The 23,818-nt window shown below is 70.7% G+C and carries 24 protein-coding genes; 16 read left to right on the top strand and 8 right to left on the bottom strand.

Translation table 11 applies throughout. The annotated features are described in order from the left end of the window. The first annotated feature begins 3 nt into the window (after positions 1-3). From folP to folK, 3 genes are read left to right on the top strand one after another with little or no spacing between them, the layout of a single operon-like run. Positions 4-801 (top strand): dihydropteroate synthase, encoded by a 798-nt coding sequence (gene folP / locus AB0M80_RS12000; RefSeq protein WP_364563633.1) that lies wholly within the window; start codon positions 4-6, stop codon positions 799-801. Further along, on the top strand, positions 794-1,153 hold the full coding sequence (gene folB, locus AB0M80_RS11995) for a dihydroneopterin aldolase (RefSeq protein ID WP_364562543.1): 360 nt from the start codon (positions 794-796) through the stop codon (positions 1,151-1,153). The genes folP and folB overlap by 8 nt, the downstream gene beginning before the upstream one ends. Next, on the top strand, positions 1,150-1,641 hold the full coding sequence (gene folK, locus AB0M80_RS11990) for a 2-amino-4-hydroxy-6-hydroxymethyldihydropteridine diphosphokinase (RefSeq protein ID WP_364562541.1): 492 nt from the start codon (positions 1,150-1,152) through the stop codon (positions 1,639-1,641). Before folB ends, folK begins: the two co-directional genes overlap by 4 nt. Positions 1,642-1,804: 163 nt before the next feature. On the opposite strand, the gene AB0M80_RS11985 is transcribed toward folK, so the two are convergent. Next, positions 1,805-2,740: a MerR family transcriptional regulator gene (locus AB0M80_RS11985; protein WP_364563630.1), complete on the bottom strand. Its 936-nt coding sequence runs from the start codon at positions 2,738-2,740 to the stop codon at positions 1,805-1,807. A gap of 61 nt (positions 2,741-2,801) precedes the next feature. Here AB0M80_RS11985 and AB0M80_RS11980 point away from each other — a divergent pair, with 61 nt between their 5' ends. The 7 genes from AB0M80_RS11980 to AB0M80_RS11950 all read left to right on the top strand — a co-directional run bounded on the left by AB0M80_RS11980 (position 2,802) and on the right by AB0M80_RS11950 (position 10,206). Beyond that, positions 2,802-3,263, top strand: a complete 462-nt coding sequence (locus AB0M80_RS11980) for a DUF3180 domain-containing protein (protein WP_364562539.1) — start codon at positions 2,802-2,804, stop codon at positions 3,261-3,263. A 69-nt stretch (positions 3,264-3,332) separates the two neighbouring features. After that, positions 3,333-5,642, top strand: coding sequence for a DUF6779 domain-containing protein (locus AB0M80_RS11975; RefSeq protein ID WP_364562537.1), 2,310 nt, complete (start codon positions 3,333-3,335; stop codon positions 5,640-5,642). Between the two features lie 218 nt (positions 5,643-5,860). Next, the gene (locus tag AB0M80_RS11970) at positions 5,861-6,964 is read left to right on the top strand and encodes a PrsW family intramembrane metalloprotease (protein ID WP_364563627.1); all 1,104 of its coding nucleotides are present in this window, start codon (positions 5,861-5,863) and stop codon (positions 6,962-6,964) included. 142 nt (positions 6,965-7,106) lie between these two features. After that, positions 7,107-8,012 (top strand): DUF2520 domain-containing protein, encoded by a 906-nt coding sequence (locus AB0M80_RS11965; protein WP_364562534.1) that lies wholly within the window; start codon positions 7,107-7,109, stop codon positions 8,010-8,012. Beyond that, a complete protein-coding gene (gene panC, locus AB0M80_RS11960; RefSeq protein WP_364562532.1) occupies positions 8,009-8,914 on the top strand; it encodes a pantoate--beta-alanine ligase in 906 nt (301 codons plus the stop codon). The genes AB0M80_RS11965 and panC overlap by 4 nt, the downstream gene beginning before the upstream one ends. 9 nt (positions 8,915-8,923) lie before the next feature. Then, positions 8,924-9,421, top strand: a complete 498-nt coding sequence (gene panD / locus AB0M80_RS11955) for an aspartate 1-decarboxylase (protein WP_364562529.1) — start codon at positions 8,924-8,926, stop codon at positions 9,419-9,421. Between the two features lie 5 nt (positions 9,422-9,426). After that, on the top strand, positions 9,427-10,206 hold the full coding sequence (locus AB0M80_RS11950; RefSeq protein ID WP_364562526.1) for a type III pantothenate kinase: 780 nt from the start codon (positions 9,427-9,429) through the stop codon (positions 10,204-10,206). Between the two features lie 21 nt (positions 10,207-10,227). Here the strand turns inward: AB0M80_RS11950 and AB0M80_RS11945 are convergent, their stop codons facing one another. Together AB0M80_RS11945 and AB0M80_RS11940 are read right to left on the bottom strand one after the other, a co-directional pair. After that, positions 10,228-10,632 (bottom strand): DUF6640 family protein, encoded by a 405-nt coding sequence (locus AB0M80_RS11945; RefSeq protein ID WP_364562523.1) that lies wholly within the window; start codon positions 10,630-10,632, stop codon positions 10,228-10,230. After that, the gene (locus tag AB0M80_RS11940; protein ID WP_364562521.1) at positions 10,629-11,435 is read right to left on the bottom strand and encodes a class I SAM-dependent methyltransferase; all 807 of its coding nucleotides are present in this window, start codon (positions 11,433-11,435) and stop codon (positions 10,629-10,631) included. Before AB0M80_RS11940 ends, AB0M80_RS11945 begins: the two co-directional genes overlap by 4 nt. Positions 11,436-11,512: 77 nt before the next feature. Between AB0M80_RS11940 and lysS the strand changes: the two genes are divergently transcribed. Together lysS and AB0M80_RS11930 are read left to right on the top strand one after the other, a co-directional pair. Next, positions 11,513-13,024, top strand: coding sequence for a lysine--tRNA ligase (gene lysS, locus AB0M80_RS11935; RefSeq protein WP_364562518.1), 1,512 nt, complete (start codon positions 11,513-11,515; stop codon positions 13,022-13,024). A 145-nt stretch (positions 13,025-13,169) separates the two neighbouring features. Beyond that, positions 13,170-13,520, top strand: coding sequence for an Lsr2 family protein (locus tag AB0M80_RS11930; RefSeq protein ID WP_360268327.1), 351 nt, complete (start codon positions 13,170-13,172; stop codon positions 13,518-13,520). 128 nt (positions 13,521-13,648) lie between these two features. Here the strand turns inward: AB0M80_RS11930 and AB0M80_RS11925 are convergent, their stop codons facing one another. After that, positions 13,649-14,500, bottom strand: a complete 852-nt coding sequence (locus AB0M80_RS11925) for a helix-turn-helix domain-containing protein (protein ID WP_364562515.1) — start codon at positions 14,498-14,500, stop codon at positions 13,649-13,651. A 35-nt stretch (positions 14,501-14,535) separates the two neighbouring features. Here AB0M80_RS11925 and AB0M80_RS11920 point away from each other — a divergent pair, with 35 nt between their 5' ends. Next, the gene (locus AB0M80_RS11920) at positions 14,536-15,105 is read left to right on the top strand and encodes a TIGR03086 family metal-binding protein (protein ID WP_364562512.1); all 570 of its coding nucleotides are present in this window, start codon (positions 14,536-14,538) and stop codon (positions 15,103-15,105) included. Between the two features lie 290 nt (positions 15,106-15,395). Here the strand turns inward: AB0M80_RS11920 and AB0M80_RS11915 are convergent, their stop codons facing one another. Then, entirely contained in the window at positions 15,396-16,220 is an 825-nt protein-coding gene (locus AB0M80_RS11915; RefSeq protein ID WP_364562509.1) for a (2Fe-2S)-binding protein, read from the bottom strand. 373 nt (positions 16,221-16,593) lie between these two features. On the opposite strand from AB0M80_RS11915, the gene AB0M80_RS11910 reads away from it, so the two are divergent. Both AB0M80_RS11910 and AB0M80_RS11905 read left to right on the top strand, forming a co-directional pair. After that, positions 16,594-19,152 carry an ATP-dependent Clp protease ATP-binding subunit gene (locus AB0M80_RS11910; protein ID WP_364562507.1) on the top strand — a complete coding sequence of 853 codons (2,559 nt, stop codon included), beginning with the start codon at positions 16,594-16,596 and terminating at the stop codon, positions 19,150-19,152. A 178-nt stretch (positions 19,153-19,330) separates the two neighbouring features. Further along, entirely contained in the window at positions 19,331-21,040 is a 1,710-nt protein-coding gene (locus tag AB0M80_RS11905) for an Hsp70 family protein (protein ID WP_364562504.1), read from the top strand. Between the two features lie 4 nt (positions 21,041-21,044). Here AB0M80_RS11905 and AB0M80_RS11900 read toward each other — a convergent pair whose 3' ends face one another. The 3 genes from AB0M80_RS11900 to AB0M80_RS11890 are packed head-to-tail and all read right to left on the bottom strand — an operon-like array spanning position 21,045 to position 22,966. After that, the gene (locus AB0M80_RS11900) at positions 21,045-21,527 is read right to left on the bottom strand and encodes a YbaB/EbfC family nucleoid-associated protein (protein WP_364562502.1); all 483 of its coding nucleotides are present in this window, start codon (positions 21,525-21,527) and stop codon (positions 21,045-21,047) included. After that, on the bottom strand, positions 21,520-22,581 hold the full coding sequence (locus tag AB0M80_RS11895; protein ID WP_364562499.1) for a hypothetical protein: 1,062 nt from the start codon (positions 22,579-22,581) through the stop codon (positions 21,520-21,522). The genes AB0M80_RS11900 and AB0M80_RS11895 overlap by 8 nt, the downstream gene beginning before the upstream one ends. Positions 22,582-22,585: 4 nt before the next feature. After that, positions 22,586-22,966, bottom strand: a complete 381-nt coding sequence (locus tag AB0M80_RS11890; protein ID WP_364562496.1) for a hypothetical protein — start codon at positions 22,964-22,966, stop codon at positions 22,586-22,588. A 161-nt stretch (positions 22,967-23,127) separates the two neighbouring features. Here AB0M80_RS11890 and AB0M80_RS11885 point away from each other — a divergent pair, with 161 nt between their 5' ends. Continuing rightward, complete coding sequence (locus tag AB0M80_RS11885; protein ID WP_364562493.1) at positions 23,128-23,790, top strand: hypothetical protein; 663 nt, start codon at positions 23,128-23,130, stop codon at positions 23,788-23,790. Positions 23,791-23,818: the final 28 nt, after the last annotated feature.

The following is a 23,818-nucleotide window of genomic DNA, read 5'->3' as shown; positions in this document are numbered from 1 at the left end:
GTGATGGGCGTGCTGAACGTGACGCCCGATTCCTTTTCGGACGGTGGCCGGTACCTCGGGCTCGACCAGGCGCTCGAGCACGGCCGCGCGATGTGGGCGCGTGGCGCCGACCTGATCGACGTCGGCGGTGAGTCGACGCGGCCGGGGGCGTCCCGGGTGGACGCCGACACCGAACTGCAGCGCATCCTGCCGGTGATCAAGACGCTCGCCGCCGAAGGGGTGGCGCTGTCGGTCGACACCACCCGCGCGGCCGTCGCCGCCGCGGCGCTCGACGCCGGTGCGCACGTCATCAACGACGTCTCCGGTGGGCTGGCCGATCCGGACATGGCGCGCGTCGCGGCCGAGACCGGCGTGCCGTGGGTGCTGATGCACTGGCGCGGGCACAGCAAGGACATGCAGGCACTCGCCGAATACGAAGACGTCGTGGCGGACGTGCGCGCCGAGCTGCTGTCCAGAGTGGACGTGGCGCTCGCGGCCGGGGTGGCCGAGAGCGCCATCGTGCTGGATCCCGGGCTCGGCTTCGCGAAGAACGCCGAGCACGATTGGGCGTTGCTGCGCGGGTTGGACTCGTTGCTCTCCCTGGGGTTCCCCGTGCTCATCGGTGCCTCGCGCAAAAGGTTCCTCGGCCGTCTTCTGGCCCAAGAGGACGGCACTCCGCGGCCGCCGGACGGCCGGGAGGACGCCACCGCCGCGGTCTCCGCGCTCGCCGCGGCGGCCGGTGCGTGGGGCGTGCGCGTGCACGAGGTCGGGGCTTCGCTGGACGCGGTCGCGGTGGCCGCCGCTTGGAGGACGGATGGCTGACCGGATCACGCTGACCGGCCTGCGCGTGTTCGGGCGTCACGGCGTGTTCGAGCACGAGAAGCGGGACGGCCAGGAGTTCGTCGTCGACCTCACGGTGTGGCTGGACCTGGGGCCGGCCGCCGCGTCGGACGACCTGACCAAGACCCTGCACTACGGCGAGCTGGCCGAGCTGGCGGCGGGGATCGTGGCGGGCGAGCCGTACGACCTCATCGAAAGCGTCGCGGGCAAGATCGCCGACGAGGTGCTGCGCGACGAGCGCCTGAGCGCGGTCGAGGTGACGGTGCACAAGCCGTCCGCGCCGATCCCGCTGACCTTCGACGACGTGGCCGTCACGGTCCGGCGCGACCGATGAGCCGGGCGGTGCTCTCGCTCGGGTCCAACCTGGGCGACCGGCTGGGGTTCCTGAAGCTGGCGCTGGACGCGGTGCGGCCGGCGCTGGTCGCCGTGTCGAGCGTGTACGAGACCAAGGCGTGGGGCGTCGAAGACCAGCCGGACTTCCTCAACGCGGTCTGCGTCGTCGGCGACCCGGCGCGCGACCACTGGGCGTGGCTGCGCACCGGCCAGGCCGCGGAGCAGGCCGCCGGCCGGGTCCGCGAGCTGCGCTGGGGTCCGCGCACCCTGGACGTCGACGTGGTCACCGTGGACGGCGTGACGTCCGAAGACCCGGAGCTGCTGCTGCCGCACCCGGGCACGCCGGACCGGGCGAGTGTGCTGGTGCCGTGGGTGGAGATCGACCCGGACGCGGTCCTCCCGGGCCACGGCCCGATCACAGCGCTGCTGAAGGCGCGCCCGGCCGACGAGATCGCCACGGTTCGCCGCACGGACCTCGACCTGCGCTGACGACCGGATCCACGGGGACTTGCCGGGGCCAGGCGCCCGAACTCGATCAAGCGGCACGGCGCTGAACCGGGAGCCGGGCTGCCGAGCCCGAGCTCATCGGTGAACCGGAGGCGGCTGTTACCGCTCGCCCCCGGTTCGTCGCCGAGCTGTCGTCGTCGTGCGGTCAGCCGCGCAGGGCTTCGATCATGAAGCGCACCGCGGGCTGGGTCGTCGGGACCGGGGGCCAGCCGTTGATGGTCGCCAGCAGCTGCCAGTAGCGCTCGGCCCGCGGGTCTCCGCTCATGGCGAAGCGGTCGGCCAGTTCCGCGCGGAACTCAGGGGATGCCGGGTCCTGGTCCGGGCGAGCGGAGGTCGCCGCCAGGTCGGCCGCAAGCGTTTGCCCCGTCTCCGACGTGGGGGATTCGCTCGCTGCCACGGCCGCCTCCGCGCGGGAGACCCAGACCGGCCAGTTCTGCTGCCAGGCTTCGGCCGGTTGCTGGAACTCGCCGTCTTGGATCTGCTGCGCCTGGGTTTCGCTCATCCGGCGGATCAAGGCCCGGAAGTCCGGGTCCTGCACCAGCTCGGCGAACTCGATCCAGGCTTCGAGCTGCTCGGGCGACGGGTCGTCGGGCAGCTCCGGCTTCCCCGACCGCATCCGCTGGTAGAACTCCTGGTCGATGTCGAGCCCGGCGACCATCTCGTCCCAGAACTCGTCGACCAGCCGTTTGCGCTCCTCGTCGGACATCGACGCGAGACGGTTCATCAGGTTCACTTCCTCCAGTTCGGAATTCCGCTTGGCCACCGCGCGCAGCACCGCCCGGCGCAGCCGCAGCCGCCGGATCTGCTCGTCGAGCGCCTCGACGTGCCGGACCGCCAGCTCACCGACGGTGGCCGACCGGGTCAAGGCGGCGGCGATGTCGGCGAGGCCCAGGCCCAGCTCCCGCAGCGTGCGGACCAGTTCCAGGCGGGCCATCGCCGCCGCGTCGTAGAGCCGGTAGCCGGCGTCGGTCCGCTCGGTCGGGGGCAGGAGGCCCTCGTCCGAGTAGAAGCGGATCGTCTTGACCGGCAGGCCGGTCCGCCGGGACAGCTCGCCGATGGTGAAGGTCGCGGTGGTGCCCACAAGACGCATGATGAACTCTCCAGTAGGGGGAGAGTCAACCTTCGCACGGTACGGTTGAGGCATGCACTTCACCCGGCCCCGCGACCTCGTGGTCGCCGGACTGCTCGGCCTGGGCCTCGGCTACCTGCTGTTCCAGATGGCCTACGGCTCGCTGCCGCAGCTGCCGCTGCTCGCCGGCGTGACGTTCGCCGTGCTGGCCGTGATCGAGGTCGTGCTGGCGTTCTCCATCCGGTCGCGGATCAGGAGTGGCCGTCTCGTTGCCGCTATCGGGGTCGCCCGATCGGTGGCCCTCGCCAAGGCTTCGTCACTCGCCGGAGCGTTCATGACGGGCGCCTGGCTGGCCGCGCTCGCTTATCTTTTTCCGCGACGTGACGAACTCGTCGCCGCGGTGCTCGACACGCGCGCCGCAGTGGTCGGCGCGGTGTCCGCTGCGGCCCTGGTAGCAGCGGGTTTGTGGCTCGAACACTGCTGTCGGACCCCCCGCGATCACCATCGTGAGCGCACCCGCGGGACGACCGGTTAGCGCTCGAATCCCACCGCTCGCTGGACCGAGTAGGTCTCGTTCGGATTACGAGCAGGTACGGTGTCAGTCATGACCGGCGTGGGTGACGACTCGCGCGGCCGCCTCTTGGGCAGGCCGTGGCTCGTTGTCGGCTTTGTCCTCGCCATCGGAGCCACCCTCGCACTGGTGCTCAGCGACGATCTCCGCTATCTCCGGCTCGGGATCGTCGCGGCCCTCTGGGCCGCCCTGATCGGCGCTTTTCTCGCCGTGAAGTACCGCAAGCACGCGGCACAGAGCGAGGACGCGGTCTCCGAGGCGCAGGCTGTGTACGAATTGGAGCTGGAACGCGAGATCGCGGCCCGGCGCGAGTACGAACTGGAGATGGAGGCGGAGAACCGCTCCGTGGCCGACTCCAAGGGCCGCGAGGAGCTGGAGGCGCTGCGCAACGAAGTGTCCGCGCTGCGCGACAGCCTCCAGTCGCTGTTCGGCGGCGAGGTGCTGCTCGAGCGCGTCGCGCTGACCGCGCAGGCGACCCGGATGCGCAAGGTGTCCGACGAGAACCGCATGATCCCCGACGGCGCGCCGAAGAAGAAGCCCGCCCAGCTGATGGCCGGGAAGAAGCCGGTGGTCGAGGGCGGCGAGCGGCCGACCGAGCTGATCGACCGGGTCCTCGACGAGCGCCGCCGCAAGGCGTCGAACGGCAAGCCGGCGAACGGCAAGGGCCTCGGCAAGGGCAAGGGCTTCGGCGGCAAGCCGGCCCCGAAGGTCCCGGCGAACGTCTCCGTGCAGAGCACCCAGCAGCTCGCCCGGCCGAAGCCCCTGAGCGAGCGCCGTCCGCCCGTACCGCCGGTCGACCCGGCCCTGAACGCCGCGCAGCGCGAGCTGAAGGCGGCCGAGCTGCGGGCCGAGGCGGCGCGTCGCCAGGCCGAGTCGCAGCCGATGCGGCTGCCGAAGCCGGACGAAGTCGCGAAGCAGCCCGAGCGCCGTCCGGAGGCCGCGGCCGAGCCGACGCGCCGGGACATGCCGCGGGCCGACCCGAAGACCGAGATCCGGCGTCCGTCGGACCCGAAGACCGAAATCCGCCGCCCACCGGAGCCGAAGACGGAGATCCGTCGTCCCGAGCCGCCGCCCGCGCGCCGGGCGGAGATGTCGCGTCCGGCGATGCGGCCCGCCGAGATGTCGCGTCCGGACATCCCGCGGGTCGAGGAGTCGCGTTCGGACATTCCGCGTGTGGAGATGTCGCGTTCGGACATCCCGCGGGTGGAGATGTCGCGTCCCGACATCCCGCGTGTCGAGAGGTCGCGTTCGGACATTCCTCGAGTCGAGAGGTCGCGTTCGGACATTCCTCGAGTCGAGAGGTCGCGTTCGGACATTCCGCGTGTGGAGATGTCCCGTCCGGACATCCCGCGCGTCGAGATGTCGCGGCCGGACATTCCCCGCGTCGGCGGTCAGCCGAACGGCGTGCGTCCCGACCCCCGCAAGGCTCCCGAGCCGCCGCGGCCGGCGCCGGGGCGTCCGGCGGCCAATGTGCCGCCGCCGAAGCCGTCCGAAATGTCGCGCTCGGACATCCGTCCGGTCAAGGACCTGAGCGCGGCCTTCCAGAACCGCGACGACTTCGCCGAGCGCCAGCGGCCGAACCGGCCGAAGCCGCCCGAGCCGAAGCCGGCCCAGCCGCCGATGCCGCGGGATGCCGCCGCGTCCCGCAACGACCTCCGACCGGTCGTCCCGCCGACGACGCCGGTGCCGAGCACCAGCGCGGCGTCGCGGCAGCCGTCGCGCACCGACCTGCCCCCCGTGGTGCCGCCGACCACGCCGGTCCCGGCCGCCGACGGCCGTCGCCCGTCGCGGCTGGAGCAGTTCTCGCGGGCCGACATGTCGCCGATCCTGGAGGAGCCGCCGTCCCGGCACGGTGGTTCGCACCGCGCGCCCGCCGAGGCCGCCCAAGCCGAAGCACCGATGGCGAACCCGACGTTGCCGGAGTCGGTCCGCAACTTCCAGGGCCGGTCCGGCGGCCGTCGCCGCAAGCCGGAGGAGTCGCAGCAGATGCCCGCGGTGCCCGCACCGGAGCCGCCGGGCGGTGGCCGCCGCCGTCGCCCGGACGGCGAGCCCCCGGCTTGGGAAGGCATGGTCGCCGAACGGGCCTCCATGTCCCGCCGCAACATGACCCCGGTCGACCCGGCGGACATCGAGCAGCAGAACGGCAACGGCCACAACGGCGCCCACAACGGCACTCAAAATGGCGCTCACGGTGCGCAAAACGGTGCGCACAACGGCCGCCGCGCGGCGGAGCCCACCCCGGGCGGCGGATCGCACGCGGCAGGCCGCTCGGTGAGCGAGCTACTGGCGGCGAACGGCGGCACCGGCTCGCCCCCGCGTCGACGCCGACGCGCCGAAGACTGACCCGGCAGCCACCCCCGCTGACCAAGGTCCGTGAATGCCACCTTGAGGCCGCTAAGTCCCGCAAGGTGGCATTCACAGCTGTGCGGCGAGCGGCTCGCTGGATAGAGCTGAGGCGGCATTCCGGTCCGCCCGCGCGCTGCGTAGGGTGACCCGCTGTGAGCGGAACCCTCTCGCCCGCGACGGGACTGGATCGCGGACGGCGGCCTCGCCGGATCACCGTGCTGCTGCCGGTGCTCGGGCTGATCGTGGTGGCCCTGTGCGGCCTGTTCCTGTTCGGGCTCGTCACCGCGCGCGTCGGCCCCCTCGCCGTCACCATCGGGGTGCTGGCCGCGCTCGTGCCGGTCGCCGGGGTGGTCGCGGGGTTCCTCTGGGTCGACCGGTGGGAGCCTGAGCCCGCGAAGTTCCTCCTCCTCGCCTTCGCCTGGGGCGCCTGCATCGCGACGGTCACCGCGCTGCTCATCAACACCACCGCCGAGGCCGTCGGGGACGAGCTGCTCGGCAGCGGCAGCGGCAACACGCTCGCCGCGCTCGTTTCGGCCCCCGTCGTCGAGGAGGCCGCGAAGGCGCTCTTCGTCGTGCTCATCCTCTGGCGGCGCTCCAGCGAGTTCGACGGCGTCGTGGACGGCGTCGTCTACGCCGGCTTCAGCGCCGCCGGGTTCGCCTTCACCGAGAACATCTACTACTTCGGGCGCGCCTTCGCCGACTACGGCTTCGGTGACGGGCACAGCCAGGGCGTCATCACGGCGTTCTTCCTGCGTGGCGTGCTCGCGCCGTTCACGCACCCGCTGTTCGCGGTGCTCACCGGCATCGGGATCGGCATCGCGGCGCGGACGACCACCAAGGCGCTGAGGGTCGTCGCGCCGATCGCCGGCTACCTCGCCGCGGTCTGCCTGCACGCGCTGTGGAACAGCGCCGCGCTGCTCGGCGGGTCGAAGTTCCTCACCGTCTACTTCCTGATCATGCTGCCGCTGTTCCTCGGCGTGGTCTACCTGGTGATCCTGCAGCGCAAGCGGGAGCAGCGGATCATCGCCGCCGCGCTGCCGCACATGGCCGCGGCGCGCTGGATCGCGCCGTCGGAGATCGACCTGCTGGCCAGCCTGCCCGGCCGCCGCGCCTGGCGCCGTCAGGCGAAACGCCAGTCCGGGAAACGCGCGGCCCGCGCCGTCGCGGTGTACCAGGCGAGCGTGACGGAGCTCGCGTTCCTGGACCGGCACCAGCTCCGCAGCGAGACCGACAAGCAGCGCCAGCAGGAGCTGCTGCGCACGTTGAAGGCCGCCCGCGCGGAGGCGACGCGCCTCGCCGACGAGGCCGCCCGCGGGTGAACCGGTCCGGGTGAAGCTGGTCACCCGGCCTCAACGGCGCCCGCTCGTCCGAGTTAGTCTCGCGCCGTCGTCCGGTACCCGGAGCGGGACTGGAACGAGAGCAGAGGGAGCCTGCCACCATGAGCGTCCACAGGCGCACGCCATGATGCGGCCCGCCCGCCTCGCGGTCGGCGTCGTTTCCGCCGGCCGGGTGGGCAGCGTGCTCGGCGCCGCGCTGGCCCGGGCGGGGCACACGGTGGTCGCCGCGTCCGGCCTGTCCGCTTCGTCGCTGGCCCGAGCCGAACGCCTCCTGCCGGACGTGCCACTCCTGCCGCCCGACGAAACCGTCCGCCGGGCGGACCTGGTGCTGCTCGCCCTCCCCGACGACGCGCTGGCCGGGATGGTCCGCGGGCTCGTCGCCACCGAGTCGCTGCGGCCCGGGCAGATCGTCGTGCACACCTCGGGCGCGCACGGCATCGACGTGCTGGCGCCCGCGGCCGAGGCCGGAGCTCTGCCGCTCGCCCTGCACCCGGTGATGACGTTCACCGGCCGCGCGGAGGACCTCGAGCGGCTGGCCGCGTGCAGCATCGGCGTCACGGCGGCCGAGGACGACGAGGCGGCGTGGCACGTCGGCGAAGCGCTGGCCGTCGAGATGGGTGCCGAGCCGGTGCGGATCCCCGACTCCGCGCGAGCGCTCTACCACGCTGCGTTGGCCCACGGCGCAAACCACCTGATGACGCTGGTCGCCGACTGCGCGGACCTGTTGCGCCAAGCCGGAATCGAGCAATCCGAACGCCTGGTCGCACCACTGCTGTCGGCGGCATTGGATAATGTGCTGCGACACGGCGATCGCGCCCTCACCGGCCCGGTCGCGCGCGGCGATCTCGGCACCGTCCGCCAGCACCTCGAGGTGCTGGCGGACCGGGCGCCGGACGTGGCGCCGGCCTACCGCGCGCTGGCCAGGCGCACGGTGGCGCGTTCGACGGCTGCCGGGCTGCTGGACACCGCGGCCGCCAAAGACCTCACCGAACTCCTCGACGATCCCGCCGAAGGGCACCAAGACCAGTGACCACACCGAAATTCAGCCGCGGCACCCTGAACACGTTCGCGTCGCCCGAGCACGCGAGCCAGGTCAGCCGGGCGTTGCACGGCGTCGGCCGCAAGCTGGCGCTCGTGCCGACCATGGGCGCGCTGCACGCCGGGCACCGCGAGCTGATCCGCCGCGCGAAGCGGCTGCCGAACACCGTCGTGGCCACCTCGATCTTCGTGAACCCGCTGCAGTTCGGCGCGGGCGAGGACTTCGAGGCCTACCCGCGCCCGCTGGACGCCGATCTGGCCGTCCTGACCGAGGACGGCGTCGAAATCGCGTTCACGCCCGCTGCGGACGCCCTGTACGCCGAGGGTGCCGTGGTGACCGTGCACCCGGGCCCGCTCGGCGACGAACTGGAAGGCGCCGCCCGGCCCGGCCACTTCGCCGGCGTGCTCACCGTCGTGGCGAAGCTGTTCAACCTGCTCCGTCCGGACTACGCCTTCTTCGGCGAAAAGGACTACCAGCAGCTGGTGCTGATCAAGCGGATGGTGCGGGACCTGAACATCGACACGCGCGTCATCGGCGTGCCGACCGTGCGGGAGCGTGACGGGCTCGCGCTGTCGTCGCGCAACGTCTACCTGACGCCTGAACAGCGTGAAGACGCCATCGTCCTGTCGGCTGCTCTCACCGCGGGGGCGTTCGTCGGCCGGGACGGTGCCGGCGCGGTCCTCGAGACCGCGTGGAAGACCCTCGCCGCGCGACCCGCGGTCGAGGTGGATTACCTGGAGTTGAGGGGAACCGACCTCGGGCCCGCGCCCGTCGACGGTGAGGCACGACTGTTGATCGCCGCGCGGGTGGGGAGCACCCGGCTGATCGACAACGTTCCGGTGCTGCTCGGCGCCGCCGTGGAGCACCCGGAGCGGCTGGACGCAGGGGAATAGGAGTGCACGATGTACCGCACGATGCTCAAGTCGAAGATCCACCGGGTCACCGTGACGCAGGCCGACCTGCACTACGTCGGCTCGGTGACGGTCGACGAGGACCTGATGGAGGCCGCGGACCTGCTGCCGGGGGAACAGGTGTCCATTGTGGACGTCACCAACGGGGCGCGGCTGGAGACCTACGTCATCAAGGGTGAGCGCGGCAGCGGGGTGCTCGGCATCAACGGCGCCGCGGCGCACCTGGTGCACCCGGGTGACCTGGTCATCCTCATCTCGTACGGCCAGATGGACGACGCCGAAGCGGCGACGTACGAACCACGCGTGGTGTTCGTCGACGCGGACAACCGGATCGTCCACCGGCACACCGACCCCGGCCACGCGCCGGAGGGTTCCGGGTTGCTCAGCGGCACGGTGACGCTGCCGCCGGACGAGGAGACAGCCGTCTTCCCGGTCGCCGAAACGGCGGACGCCCGCCGGCTCGACGCGCTGCTGCACGCGGAAAGCTGACCCGCTTGCTGCTCACCGTCGACGTCGGCAACACGAACATCGTCCTGGGGTTGTGGTCCGGTGACTCGTTGGTCGGCGACTGGCGGATGCGGACGGACGCGCGCATCACGGCCGACGAACTGGCGTTGACGGTCCGCGGATTGCTCGGCCCGCACGCGGACGCCGTGTCCGGGATCAGTGCGTTGTCGACGGTGCCGGCGGTGCTGCGCGAGCTGCGGGTGATGCTCGGCCGGTACTACGCGCGGGTCCCGAAGATCGTGGTCGAGCCGGGGGTGCGCACCGGCGTGGCGCTGCTGGTGGACAACCCGAAGGAGGTGGGCGCGGACCGGCTGGCGAACACCCTGGCCGCGCACCACCTCCACCGCGGCACGGCGTGCGTGGTGGTCGACTTCGGCACGTCGACGAACGTCGACGCGATCTCGGCCCGTGGCGAGTTCCTGGGCGGTGCGTTCGCCCCGGGTATCGAGATTTCGGTGGACGCCTTGGCGTTGCGCGCGGCGGCGCTGCGGAAGGTCGAACTGGTGCCGCCGCGGTCGGTGATCGGCAAGAACACGGTGGAGTGCCTGCAGTCCGGGATCCTGTACGGCTTCGCGGGCCAGGTGGACGGGCTGGTGCGCCGGATCGTCCGCGAGCTTTCCCCGGGCGCGACGCAACCGGTGGCGGTGCTGGCGACGGGCGGCCTGGCGCCGCTGGTGCTCGGCGAGTCGGAGACGATCACCGACCACGTACCGGAGCTGACTCTGCTCGGCCTGCGGCTGGTGTACGAGCGCAACATCCGCCCGTGACCGTTCGGGGGCTGCGCCGGGTCAGCCGCGGGCCAGGCGGCGGCGCTCCAGCACGTACCCCAGCGCCGTGACCGCCAAAGCCGGGAAAGCGATCTTCGCCTGCGGGAACCGTGCGGTTCCCGGCGGGTCCACCGCCTTGGCCCCCGGGTAGGCCAGCGCCGAAATCTGCGTCGCCCAGTACAGGGACGCCAGCACCGCCCCGGCGTCGAGGCCGGCGCGAGCCGACGGCGCCCGCCACAGCTGCCAGAGGCTGGTGACCCCCAGTGCGAGCCCCAAGCTCATCGTCTGCCCGTTGTGGAACTTCGCGTGCGGTGGCCAAGCCGGGTTGTACACGTGGGTCTCGTTCCAGTCGGCGCGGTACGGGCCCACCGCCGTCACGAGCGAAGTCAGCGAGATCAGCGCTCGCCCCAGAGGTTTCCTGCTCATGACCCCAGTGTCGAACCTCCACTTTGATCGAGGTCAAGGGCGAAATTGCCGCGACGCCGTCGCGCGCGCAGGACCGTGGTGATCAACGGCAGATCGAACTCGCCGTTCGCCGTCGCCGGATTCGAGGACAGGAACTGCCGGAGCCGGGCCAGCAGCGCCGCCGACTCCTCCGGCGCCGAGACGATGACGAGTGAATACGTCGCGATCGTTTCCAGCAGGCTCTCCGCCGTACGCCGTTGCGTGTGGCGAAACCGGTCGCTTTCGAACGGCTCGAACGCCGGGTGCGTCACCTCGCGCATATTTTCGACGCTCGCCGGACGACGGGCGCCGTCGCGGCCCAGTGTGGTGAACTCGGCGACCCACGGCACCGATTCGTCTTCGTAGTTCCACATCGGCACGCAGACACCGCCCGGGCGCAGCACGCGGCCGATCTCCGTCATCGCGTCCGGCACGTCGAACCAATGGAACGCCTGGCCGACGAAAACCGCGTCGACGGCGGCGTCGGCCAACGGGATCCGTTCCGCCTGCCCCGCCAGTGACTTCGCCGACGGGACGGCCCGCTCGAGTTCCGCGCGCATTTCCGGGTCGGGTTCGACCGCGGTGACGTCGAGCCCGAGCGCGGTGAGGCCGAGGGTGAGTTTGCCGGTTCCGGCGCCGAGATCGAGCACCCGGCGCGGGGTTCCGCTCGTCCCGGAAAGACCCCACTCGATCGCTTCCCGCGGGTAATCGGGCCGGTGCTGGGCGTATGCGGCCGCGCGGGCGCCGAACGACGAAGCCCGCCGGGCGTGTGTGGGGTCACTCACCCCACCCAGGTTAATCGACGGAAAGGAAAGGTAATCCGGTTGGCGTAGCGGGGAGCGGGGTTCGTACCCTATGGGCCATGACCGAAAACCCCGCTTCCACCAGCGAGCCCGCCGAAGACGAACTGCCCGAGCAGATGCGGGTGCGCCGGGAGAAGCGCGACCGGATCCTCGCGGAGGGTATCGATCCTTACCCGGTCGAGGTACCTCGGACGCACTCGCTCGCCGAGGTACGTGCGGCGCATTCGGGGCTGCCCGCCGACACCGCCACGGGCGTGCAGGTCGGCGTCACCGGCCGGGTGATGTTCCTGCGCAATACGGGCAAACTGTGCTTCGCGAGCCTCCGCGAGGGCGACGGCACCGAACTGCAGGCGATGATCAGCCTGGCGAAGGTCGGCGAAGACGCGCTGGCGGCGTGGAAGTCCGACGTCGACCTCGGCGACCACGTGTTCGTGCAGGGCGAGGTCATCACGTCCAAGCGGGGCGAGCTTTCGGTGATGGCCGACGCCTGGCGCATCACGTCGAAGGCGCTGCGTCCGCTGCCCAACGCCCACAAGGAGCTGGCCGAGGAAACGCGGATCCGCCAGCGCTACGTCGACCTCATCATGCGCCCGCGCGCGCGGGACGTCGTCCGCACGCGGGCCGGCGTGGTCCGGTCGCTGCGGGAGTCGTTCCACCGCCGCGGGTTCACCGAGGTCGAGACGCCGATGCTGCAGGCGCTGCACGGTGGCGCCGCGGCCCGCCCCTTCGTCACCCGTTCCAACGCGTTCGACATGGAGCTCTTCCTGCGGATCGCGCCGGAGCTCTACCTCAAGCGCTGCGTCGTCGGCGGCATCGAGAAGGTTTTCGAGATCAACCGCAACTTCCGCAACGAGGGCAGCGACTCTTCGCACTCGCCGGAGTTCGCGATGCTCGAGTACTACGAGGCGTACGCCACTTACGACACGAACGCGGTGATGACGCGGCAGCTGATCCAGGAGGCCGCGCAGTCGGTGCTGGACACGCTGGTCGTCACGTTGCCCGACGGTTCGGAGTACGACCTGTCCGGCGAATGGACCACACTCGGAATGTACGAGTCGTTGTCCGATTCCCTCGGCGAAGAGGTCACCCCGGAGACGCCGGCCGCCAAACTGCTCGGATTCGCGCAGGCCAGGGGCCTCGAAGTGGATCCGAAGCTCGGCCACGGGAAGCTCGTCGAGGAACTGTGGGAACACCTCGTCGGCGATCACCTGCACGCCCCGACGTTTGTCCGTGATTTTCCGCTGGAGACCTCGCCATTGACGAGGCAGCACCGCTCCCGGCCCGGCGTGGCGGAGAAGTGGGACCTCTACGTGCGCGGATTCGAACTCGCCACCGGATACTCCGAGCTGGTCGATCCGGTCGTCGAACGGGAACGCCTCACCGAACAGTCCCTGCTGGCCGCGCAGGGCGATAGCGAAGCCATGCGGCTGGACGAGGATTTCCTCCGTGCCCTGGAGTACGGAATGCCGCCGAGCGGCGGGGTCGGAATGGGTATCGACCGGCTGCTCATGGCGCTGACCGGCCTCGGTATCCGGGAGACGATCCTCTTCCCGCTGGTACGACCTGAATAACCCGGCCGTGTGAGGATAGCGGCCGGTTATGGATACGAGATTTGCGCTGCACTCCCGAAGCGGGTACTAATGTTCTAGACAAAGTCTTCTGTCCCGGGGCTTGCCCCGTACCAGATCATTGAGTAAGCCCCGCAGGAGGAAACAGATGGCACAGAAGGTGCTCGTCTCGCTGGTCGACGACCTCGACGGCAGTGAGGCGGAAGAGACCGTCGAGTTCGGTTTGGACGGAGTCAGCTACCAGATCGATCTCTCCTCGGAAAACGCCGAGGAGCTGCGGGACGCACTAGCTCAGTATGTCGAGCACGCGCGTCGTGCGGGTGGTCGCAAGCGCGCTTCGGTTCGCCCGGTCGCGGGTAAGGGCCCGGCTCGGCCGGCCGCCGTCGACCGTGAGCAGAACCAGGCCATCCGGTCTTGGGCGCGTAAGAACGGTTACGCGGTTTCCGACCGCGGCCGCATCCCCTCCGAGGTCGTCGAGGCCTACCACAAGAAGAACTGAGCATTGTTCACGCTGCGGGCGGGTGTGCCGGCTGCGGGTCGCTGACCAGCATCCCGGGCGTGGCAAATCTCGCCGACGCGGGGGTTTACGGCGTGGCCGCCGGGCGAATTTTCGCCCGGCGGCTTTCTTCATGTCCGATCCCTGTCCGGTTCCCGTTGGACGGCCGCGTGTGCCGTTCGGGCGTACTCGGCCGGCGACTGGCCGGTCACCGTCCGAAAATCACGGATGAAGTGCGACTGGTCGCTATAGCCCAGTCGAACCGCCAGACCGGCGTAATCGGGATCTCCTTCTGTGACGAGCCGCTGCGCTGCGTCATTGAGCCGGTATATCCGGATGGCCCACTTGGGCGGGCAGCCGACGTGTTCGGCGAACATCCGCTGCACGAACCGGGTGGTTAGTCCAGTATCCGCGCACAGTTGCGCCACCCGGGTAATTCCGGGATCCCGCGCGATTGATTCCACCGCCGCCGCGGCCTGTCGCGCGGCGGGAGACAGCGTCACGGGATTTGCGATCAGCAAGTTGTCGACGGCACGGACCATTTGCGCGTCGTCGTCGGCCGTGCGCACCGATTCCGCGACCTCCGCCGCCGCCGCTCCGAAAACGTCCGTGAGCGGGACGTCCCGCCCGGCGATGTCACGCACCGGGGCGCCGAGGAACGCGCGGAAGGTGCCCGGCCGGAATCGCACGCCGAGGCCCTGGACGCGGCCCTCGAGGCGGTGGGAAAAGACGTCGCGGGCCGGGCCGTTGACCCCGGAGGCGCCGGGGAAGAACGTGACGTTGACCGCGAGGTTCGGCAGCACCCGCTGCTCGTGCGGCGGTTTGCCGCGCAGGTCCCAGCGCAGGACCCAGTGGTATTCGACGAATTCGGCGAGTTCCGGCGCCGGCGGGTACCTGGTCAGCGTGAACGCCGTGGTTTCGGCCACGATGCCGCGCGGGATCCGGTGCGTCACGGGCCCACGGTAGTTGTCGCGTTCGTTCAAGACGCCTCGGTGGACGGGGAGTTTGGATCACCGGCATGACTGCCGAACTGCTGCGCCCCGCCGCGGCCGAATTCCTCCGGATCGCCCACGCGGTCCCCGACCTGACCGCCCCCACGCCGTGCGCCGGGTACGACGTCCGCGGGCTGCTGAACCACCTTCTGTACTGGGGCCCGTGGCTCATCGCCGCGGGACGCCGCGAGGATCCGCCGGCACCCGGCGGCGGCGAGGCCGAGGCGGCGCTGGTGACAGAGGACTGGCGAGCGGCCCTGGAGAAGCAGACGGAGACGCTGGTGGACGTCTTCGGGACCCCAGCGGCGTGGACGGGCACCACGGCACTGGGCACGGCTCCGCTGCCATCGGCGGTGGTCGGCGCGATGGTGCTGGGCGAGTTCGTCCTGCACGGCTGGGACCTGGCCCGGGCAAGCGGCCAGGAGCTCCACTGCGCACCCGAAGCGGCGACGGCGGTGTACGAGTCGGCGGTGGCAATGGGCGACCAGGCGCGGTCGATGGGGGTGTACGGGCCCACGGTGGAGGTGGCTGCCGACGCCTCGCCGCTGGAGCGGGCGTTGGGGGCGGCGGGACGGGACCCGGGGTGGAAGCCTTGATGCGGTTGTCCACAGGCTTGGACGGGTTGTGGACAACCGCTGTGGATAGGCGGCGATTTGCGGGTTTGGTCACCGCCGGCCGATAGACTGGACTTGGGACGCCCCCAGGGCGGGTGGGGGATGTTTCCGGCCGCCACCAGGGCTCCGGCAGAGGCCTGGTGGCCGGGAGTGCGAGGTGGACGCCTCGGCGCGTGCTGTCTCGCACCAACTGCCCACTCCCTGCCGTCAGCGCGAGCGACTCGGTTCGCGGACTCTGCCGGTGAAGGGTGGGGCCGCTACCAGGGCTCCGGCTACCGCGAGCAGGTGCGGGGGCAGCCGTCGCACTCCGACGTGCCCGGCAGCAGGTACGCAAAGCAGCAGCTCTCGCGGCGCCGCGTCCACTCGCGGTGGCCGTCCGGGCCCTCTGCCAGGCGCAATGTCGATGCCGACGTCAGGGGTGGGTACTGCGAGTCGAGGACCAGGGCCGCGTCCGCGACGCCCGCGCCCTCCGCTTCGGGGGTTCCGCCCTGGCGGCCCGCCCACCACAGCGAGTTCTCCAGCGCGTCCGTCGCCGTGGCCCAGAGCGTGCGGCGGCCCAGTCTGCTGAGCGGTGCGTACGCCCGGACGAACTCGGCCGCGTGGGCCAAGTAGCGCGCCCTCAGGACCGCCGCCAGTGCTCGCTCGTCGCGGACCACCGTGGCCTCCGGACGGGCCGAACCGGGGTCGGTCGGGAGGCAGTGGAACGCGTCACCCAGTACCGCCATGCCGTCGGGGTGCGGGCGGTCGTCGGCCAGGCGGAACGCCAGCTCCGACGGCTTCAGCGACGGCACCCGCCGCTCGTGGTGCAGGAGCAGCGCGCCGACGTACGCCGGTACGTGCAGGTACCACGTCATCACCCAGCTGGCCGTCGTGCGGGCCGGGGTCGCGTCGTGCTCGCGCAGCAGCCAGTCGCCGAGGAGGCCGCGCCACTCGTCGAAGTACGCCGGCGTCTCCAGCAGCTCCGAGCAGCGGATCCAGCCCGCCGGGACGTCGCGGCGCAGCTCACTGCGCTCCTGCAGGCCGGAGATCCGCCGCAACGAAGACGCGAGGCCGTCTCCGACCTCGCGTGCGTCACGGAAGGAGCGCTGCTGGTTCAACCGCGGCCCTCCTCGAAGCGCCGTAGGGGATTAGGCGTGCCTAACCTTACATGCTGAAGGCTGCTGCGCCAATCGGGTGGCCGTCCTCGCCGGCACTCTCAGCTTGCGGACTGTTCGCGGTGAGCGGACACCGCGCGGATGGCGGAATCCTCGTGGCCGCTCGCACGTTGGGCTTGACGTAAAGGTGCAGGGCAACCTGAAGATGGGAAGTGCCCGGGAGACTCCACGTCCGGGTGCGAGAAAGACCGCGAACAGCCGTAGTGGTACGCCAGCGCGACGAGTTGGCTACTAGAGTGGTCTCACGGTGCTGAATCCATCGCGGTGAAAGCACGATGGATAACGGGCCGCCGGCGCAGCAGTCGAGGGAGTGCACATGTTTGAGAGGTTCACCGACCGCGCGAGGCGGGTGGTCGTCCTGGCTCAAGAAGAGGCCAGGATGCTCAACCACAACTACATCGGCACCGAGCACATCCTCCTGGGTCTGATCCACGAGGGTGAGGGTGTCGCCGCCAAGGCGCTTGAGTCGCTGGGCATCGCCCTGGAGGGCGTGCGCCAGCAGGTCGAGGAGATCATCGGCCAGGGCCAGCAGGCGCCGAGCGGGCACATTCCGTTCACGCCGCGCGCCAAGAAGGTGCTGGAGCTGTCGCTGCGCGAAGCGCTGCAGCTCGGCCACAACTACATCGGCACCGAGCACATCCTGCTCGGCCTGATCCGCGAGGGCGAGGGCGTCGCCGCGCAGGTCCTGGTCAAGCTGGGTGCGGACCTCAACCGGGTCCGCCAGCAGGTGCTGCAGCTGCTCTCGGGCTACCAGGGCGGCAAGGAGTCCACCGAAACCGGTTCCGGCCGCGGTGAGGGCACCCCGTCGTCGTCGCTCGTGCTGGACCAGTTCGGCCGCAACATGACCGTGCTCGCCCGCGAGGGCAAGCTCGACCCGGTCATCGGGCGCGGCAAGGAGATCGAGCGGGTCATGCAGGTGCTGTCCCGCCGGACCAAGAACAACCCGGTGCTCATCGGCGAGCCCGGCGTCGGCAAGACCGCCGTCGTCGAGGGCCTCGCGCAGAGCATCGTCAAGGGCGAGGTGCCCGAGACGCTCAAGGACAAGCAGCTCTACACGCTGGACCTGGGCTCGCTGGTCGCCGGCTCCCGCTACCGCGGTGACTTCGAAGAGCGCCTGAAGAAGGTGCTCAAGGAGATCAAGACCCGCGGCGACATCATCCTGTTCATCGACGAGCTGCACACGCTGGTCGGGGCGGGTGCCGCCGAGGGTGCGATCGACGCGGCTTCGATCCTGAAGCCGATGCTCGCCCGCGGTGAGCTGCAGACGATCGGCGCGACCACGCTCGAGGAGTACCGCAAGTACATCGAGAAGGACGCCGCTCTCGAGCGCCGGTTCCAGCCGATCCAGGTCGGCGAGCCGTCGCTGGAGCATACCATCGAGATCCTCAAGGGCCTGCGTGACCGGTACGAGGCGCACCACCGCGTCTCGATCACCGACTCGGCGCTGGTCGCCGCCGCGACCCTGGCGGACCGGTACATCAACGACCGGTTCCTCCCGGACAAGGCGATCGACCTGATCGACGAGGCCGGCGCCCGGATGCGCATCCGCCGGATGACCGCGCCGCCGGACCTGCGCGAGTTCGACGAGAAGATCGCGAACGTCCGCCGCGACAAGGAGTCCGCGATCGACGCGCAGGACTTCGAGCGGGCCGCCCGCCTGCGTGACGAGGAGAAGACTCTCCTCGGTCAGAAGGGTGAGCGGGAGAAGCAGTGGAAGGACGGCGACCTCGACGTCGTCGCCGAGGTCGACGACGAGCAGATCGCGGAGGTGCTGGCCAACTGGACCGGCATCCCGGTGTTCAAGCTGACCGAGGAGGAGACCACCCGGCTGCTGCGCATGGAGGACGAACTCCACAAGCGCATCATCGGCCAGGAGGACGCGGTCAAGGCCGTCTCGCAGGCGATCCGCCGTACGCGTGCCGGTCTGAAGGACCCGAAGCGCCCGTCGGGCTCGTTCATCTTCGCCGGCCCGTCCGGTGTCGGTAAGACCGAGCTGTCCAAGGCGCTGGCTTCGTTCCTGTTCGGCGAGGACGACGCGCTCATCCAGATCGACATGGGCGAGTTCCACGACCGCTACACCGCTTCGCGGCTCTTCGGTGCCCCTCCGGGCTACGTCGGTTACGAAGAGGGCGGCCAGCTGACCGAGAAGGTGCGGCGCAAGCCGTTCTCGGTGGTCCTGTTCGACGAGATCGAGAAGGCACACCAGGAGATCTACAACACGCTCCTGCAGGTGCTGGAGGACGGCCGCCTGACCGACGGCCAGGGCCGCACGGTCGACTTCAAGAACACGGTCCTCATCTTCACGTCCAACCTGGGCACCTCGGACATCTCGAAGTCCGTCTCGCTCGGCTTCGCCGGGGGCAACGACACCGGCAGCCGGTACGAGAAGATGAAGCAAAAGGTCAACGAGGAAATGAAGAAGCATTTCCGCCCGGAGTTCCTGAACCGGATCGATGACATCATCGTGTTCCACCAGTTGACCAAGGAACAGATCATCATGATGGTCGACCTGATGATCAACCGCGTGGAGACGCAGCTCAAGGCCAAGGACATGGAGCTGGAGCTGACCGAGAAGGCGAAGTCCCTCCTCGCGAAGCGCGGCTTCGACCCCGTGCTCGGCGCCCGGCCGCTGCGCCGGACGATCCAGCGCGAGATCGAGGACCAGCTGTCGGAGAAGATCCTCTTCGGCGAGGTCGAGCCCGGCCAGATCATCCTGGTCGACGTCGAGGGCTGGAGCGGCAACCCGGAGGACAAGGACGACCAGGCCAAGTTCACCTTCCGCGGTGAGCGCCGGCCGTCCTCGATCCCGGACGCCCCGCCGGTCAGCATCGGCGCCGGCCACGAGGAGCAGGGCGGCGAAGCCGAAGGCGAGTGATCGGCTGAGCAGCACGTAGGAAGGGCGGTTCCCCGGAAGGGGAGCCGCCCTTCTCGCGTGCGGCGCATGGCGGCGACAAGACGACGGAGAGGAAAGCGGCTCCGCCGACGCCTGCGCCTGAGCGAAGCGGTACCTCTCGCCCGTGAGACGATGCCCGCGGGCTTGGGAGGGAACCGCTTTGGACGTGCTGTCGATCGACTTCGGGACTTCCAGCACCGTCGGGGTTCTCTCCGCCTTCGGGCGCGGGCCGCGGGCCATCGAGGTCGATGGGTCCGTCACCATGTCCTCCGCCGTCTACGTCGACGATGACGGCCTGCTCGTCGTCGGGCAGGATGCCGAACGGCGGGCGCGGCTGGATCCCAGCCGGTTCGAACCGAACCCCAAGCGCCGGATCGACGAGGGCACCCTGCGGCTCGGCGAAACCGAAGTCGCCATCGTCGACGCCTTCGCCGCCGTTCTGCGCCGGATCGGTGAGGAGGCCGTGCGGCAGCTGGGCCGTCCGCCCGCGCAGACGCGGATCTCGCACCCCGCCGGCTGGGGCGCCACCCGGCAGGAAGTCCTCCGGACCGCCGCCGCGCAGGCCGGGTTCGCCGACGTCCGGCTGATCCCCGAGCCGGTGGCCGCCGCCGCTCACTACGCCAGCCTCGGGAGCCGGACCAGCGGGCCCATCGGCGTCTTCGACCTCGGGGCCGGCACCTTCGACTGCGCCGTCGTCGGCGTGACGCAGCAGGGCTTCACCGTGCTCGCCGAGGACGGCCTGCCCGACCTCGGCAGCCTCGACATCGACCAGGCGCTGCTCGTCCACATCGGCCGCTCGGTGTCGCACGCCGATCCGGCGCAGTGGCAACGCCTGCTGCGCCCGCAGACCACCGCCGACCGCCGCACCCGGCGGGCGCTGCTGCAGGACGTCCGCGACGCCAAGGAAAGCCTCTCGCGGCACGCGCAGACCCACGTGCCGATGCCCGAGCCGTTCGGTGACGTCCTCGTCAGCCGGGACGAGCTCGAAGCGCTCGTGCGGCCCAGCCTGCTGCGCAGCGCCGAGCTGCTCGCCGCGACGATCGGCCGCGCCGGCCTCCGCCCCGCGCAGCTCGGCGGCATCTACCTCGTCGGCGGCCCGAGCCGGATGCCGTTGCTGGCCACCCTGCTCGGGCGGCAGCTCGGCGTCGTGCCGACCACGCAGGACCAGCCCGAGACGGCCGTCGCCTTCGGCCTGCACCACGTTCCGCTCGGCACCACCACCGACCTCACCGTGCCCGCGTTCGCGCCCGTCCGCCCGCCGGCGACGCCGCCGCGGCCGCAACCGTGGCAGCAGCAGGCCGTCCGGCCGCCGCAACCGCAGCCACAACCGCAGCCACGCAAGAAGAACACCGCACTGCTCATCGGCATCGCGGTGCTCGTCGTCGTCGCGATCACGGTGACCGTCGTCCTCTTCGCGACCAAGAGCGAGTCGGCTCAGTCCACAGTGGATTGCACGACGACGGCGCAGCGTGACCAGGCCGGGTTGACCCCCTGCCTGCGCTCCCTGGCCGGCACCGTCCCGGACCGTACGACCTGTCAGGCCGCCGACCACGTGGGCAAGCTGGTGCACGCCCAGGCGGCGGTCACCTGCGGCTTCGGCAAGGGCAATGTCGTCAGCTACTACCAGGGCGTCACCCTCGAAGAGGTCGAGGCGAGCACGAAGCTGCAGGGGGCCGCCCACGACATCGAGCAGGGCACCTGGGAGGGCGGCGGGCTGCACGGCCGGTACATCGCCGGGGTCGGCGGCTTCTCCGGGATCGTGCTCTTCGGCTCGGACGACCGCCGGGCGGCCGGGCTCTACACCTCGCTCGACGCGCGCCGCACCGCCGACCTCGTGGCCTTCTTCACCCGCGAGCTCAAGCCGTCCTGACGGCTCACCAGGCCTTGTCGAACCGCATGCCCTTGTCGTACCAGTCGTCGTCCGCGACCGGCCCGGAAGCCGGCGCGGCGGCCGGGGCATCCGAGGACCGGTCCTTGAGCACCTTGCCGTCCTGGCCCGGGGTCGGGCCCGGCGCGGCGGGAGCGGCCGGAGCGGCCACCGGAACCGGGGCCGGCTCGAACTGCACCCGCCAGCGCAGCCGGTCCATCAGGTAGCCGCCGGTGCCCAGGGGGGCCAGCAGCTGCCCGGTCCGCTTCGCCGAGTCGCGCTGGGCTTCGACGTAGGTGCGCAGGACGGCGTCCGCGATTTCGGACGGCGACATCCGCGAGACGGCGTCGGTGAGCTGCAGCCGGGTCAGCACGCCGTCGGTGTTGACTGAAAGCGAAACCGCGCCGTCGGCGGACGTCGCCGTCGCCGACAGCGCGTCGAGCTCGGCCAGCAGGGCCTCGCGGTCCGGTTTGGCCGGACGATCAGCCATTCAGCCGCTCCAGGTGTCCGTCATCGTGCGAGACCTGGCCGTCGGGCGCGATGTCGACGTCCCGGTCGCGGACGTTCTTCTCGGTCTGCCGCGACGTGTGGTCGGTCTCGAAGTTGTTCGGGTCGAAGCTCGAGCCCGGGCTGACGTCCGGCGAGTCGGGGATCTTCGGCAGGTCGACGGCTTCGTCGCCGATGCGGTTCGCCAGCGTCTGGGCCGCTTCGCCGGCGCCGTCACGGATCTTGCCCGCGCTGTCGACGAAGCTCTGGTACAGGTCGAACGCGTTGTCGCCGGTGATTTCCGCCTGGTTCGCGACCATCGCGCTGATCGCGCCGCCGGCGGCGTTCCCGGCCACCAGCGCGCCGTTGGCCGCGGTGAAGATCGCCGCGCCCGCCGGGGCGGCGACGCCGGCGCTGGCCACGGTGAGCAGGCCGGCGACCGCGCCCGCGAACGTCGCCGCGAGCACCTTCGACATGGCGGCTTCGCGCTTGCGGGACTGGTCCTCCTTGAACTTCTTCGCCGTCTCCAAGAACGTCGTGCCGAGGTTGCTCAGGTCCTGCCGGGCCGACGCGACGGCCTCACGCGCCGCGACGAGGTCGCTCTCCAGCACGGTGATCTTGGTTTCGACCTCGGTGAAGGCGTCGGCCAGCTGGTTCAGGTAAGCCTTGACGGCGTTCGCCGCGGAGCCGCGCCACACGTCGAGGAACTGGCGGGCGTCGTCGAGCTTCGGTCGCGAGTCGCGCTGCAGCTGCTTCCAGACGGCGTCGTGCTTCATGATCAGGCTCTGCAGGCCTTCGGTCGACTCGTGGTCGATGTCGGCGTCGGAGAATTCGCGGTAGATCCCGGCGATCTCGTCCTGCATCTTCCGGACGTTCTCGTTGGAATCGTCGAAGCCGAACAGCAGGAAGTCGGTCTGCCTGAGCACGTCGATGGCGTCCAGCGCGTCGTTCGCGCCGTCCTTGAGGTCTTCGGAGATGCCCTCGAGGAGCTCGGCGCGGCGATCCTCGCCGCTGGACATCGGTTCGGCGTCGAGGCCGGTGTCGAAGTAGCCGTCCACGCCTTCAGTTCCCTTCCAGGCCCGCGGCCGCGCGGTTGACGCGCTGCTTCGAGTCCTCATCGGCCTGTTCGTACAGCTCGGCGACTCGCATCAGCGCGTGGCTGGTGTCCGCGGTGGTCTGGTGCAGCTGCGCGACCAGCTTCTGGATCTTCGCCAGGTGGTCGTTGTAAGCCGCCGCGACGGCGGGCATGCCCAGCGACCGGCCGAAAGCGTTGTCCACGGGGAGCATCCCGGCAATCCCGCCGAGGAAACCGCTGCCGCCGGCCGAGACGGGGACGTCGGTGCCGCGCAGGCCGCTCGACGCGGTTCCCGCGGCGTCGGCCGCGTCCTGGAGGGCTCCGGCCGAGTCCCGCAGGTCCTGCAGGTCGGTCTCGAATCCGATCATCACTCACCTCTTCTTCGGCTGCGCGTTCCGGACATGTAAACACCGTTCGATCACCCGGCAGGGACGTTTGCGGACGGTGTGCCTCAGATCACGACCGGCTCGCCATACCGCCGAACGGGCGAATGTCGTCCGTGCGAGCAGTGCTCGACGCTCTTACCTGCATGAGCACCGTCACCGGACCTCGCGCACCGACCGTGCGGAGCCGGCTGCGCGACGCGAAACGCTTCTCCTGGACCGGGTTCGCGGTCACGGCCGGGGCATCGCTGCTGGGCACCCTCGTCCCGGCCGCGATCGGGGCCGGTCCGGACGCGACGCTGATTTCGACACTCGTGGTCACGGTTCTGGCGGCCGGCGGGTTCACCGCCAAGGACGGCAGCGCCCGCGGCATCAAGGCCATCGCGATCGTGCTGCTGGCGACGGGCGCGCTGATCCTGACGGTGACCGGGGTGACCGTGCTCGACCTCGTGCGCGGGCGCCCGGCGACGTTCCCCGGTGTGCCCGAAGCGGCGGCCGAGGCCCGGATGATCGTCCCGGAGTCGGTCACCTGCGGCACGACCTCCGTGCACACGACGACGACCTGCGTGGTGGCGGTCCGCAGTGTCGGCGCGAGCGCGCTGCGGGTCAGCGGGATCGAGCTGGACAGCACGGATTTCGCGGTGGACGCGAGCGGGTGCGTCGGCCACGACGTCGCGCCGGGGCGGCGGTGCACGCTGGTGGTCAGCTTCACCCCGGCCTGGAGCGGTGATCGGGTCGCGGACCTGACGGTCCACCACAACGTCCCGGGCCCGGCGGCGTTCGTCGAGCTCACCGGCCGCGGCGGTTAGCCCCGGGTCAACCGCGCCCAGACGTCGC

The organism is Amycolatopsis sp. NPDC051045 (assembly GCF_040682955.1).
Classification (GTDB): domain Bacteria; phylum Actinomycetota; class Actinomycetes; order Mycobacteriales; family Pseudonocardiaceae; genus Amycolatopsis.
Note: the sequence above shows the minus strand (reverse complement) of the source record. Positions and strands in the feature narration are given on the sequence as shown.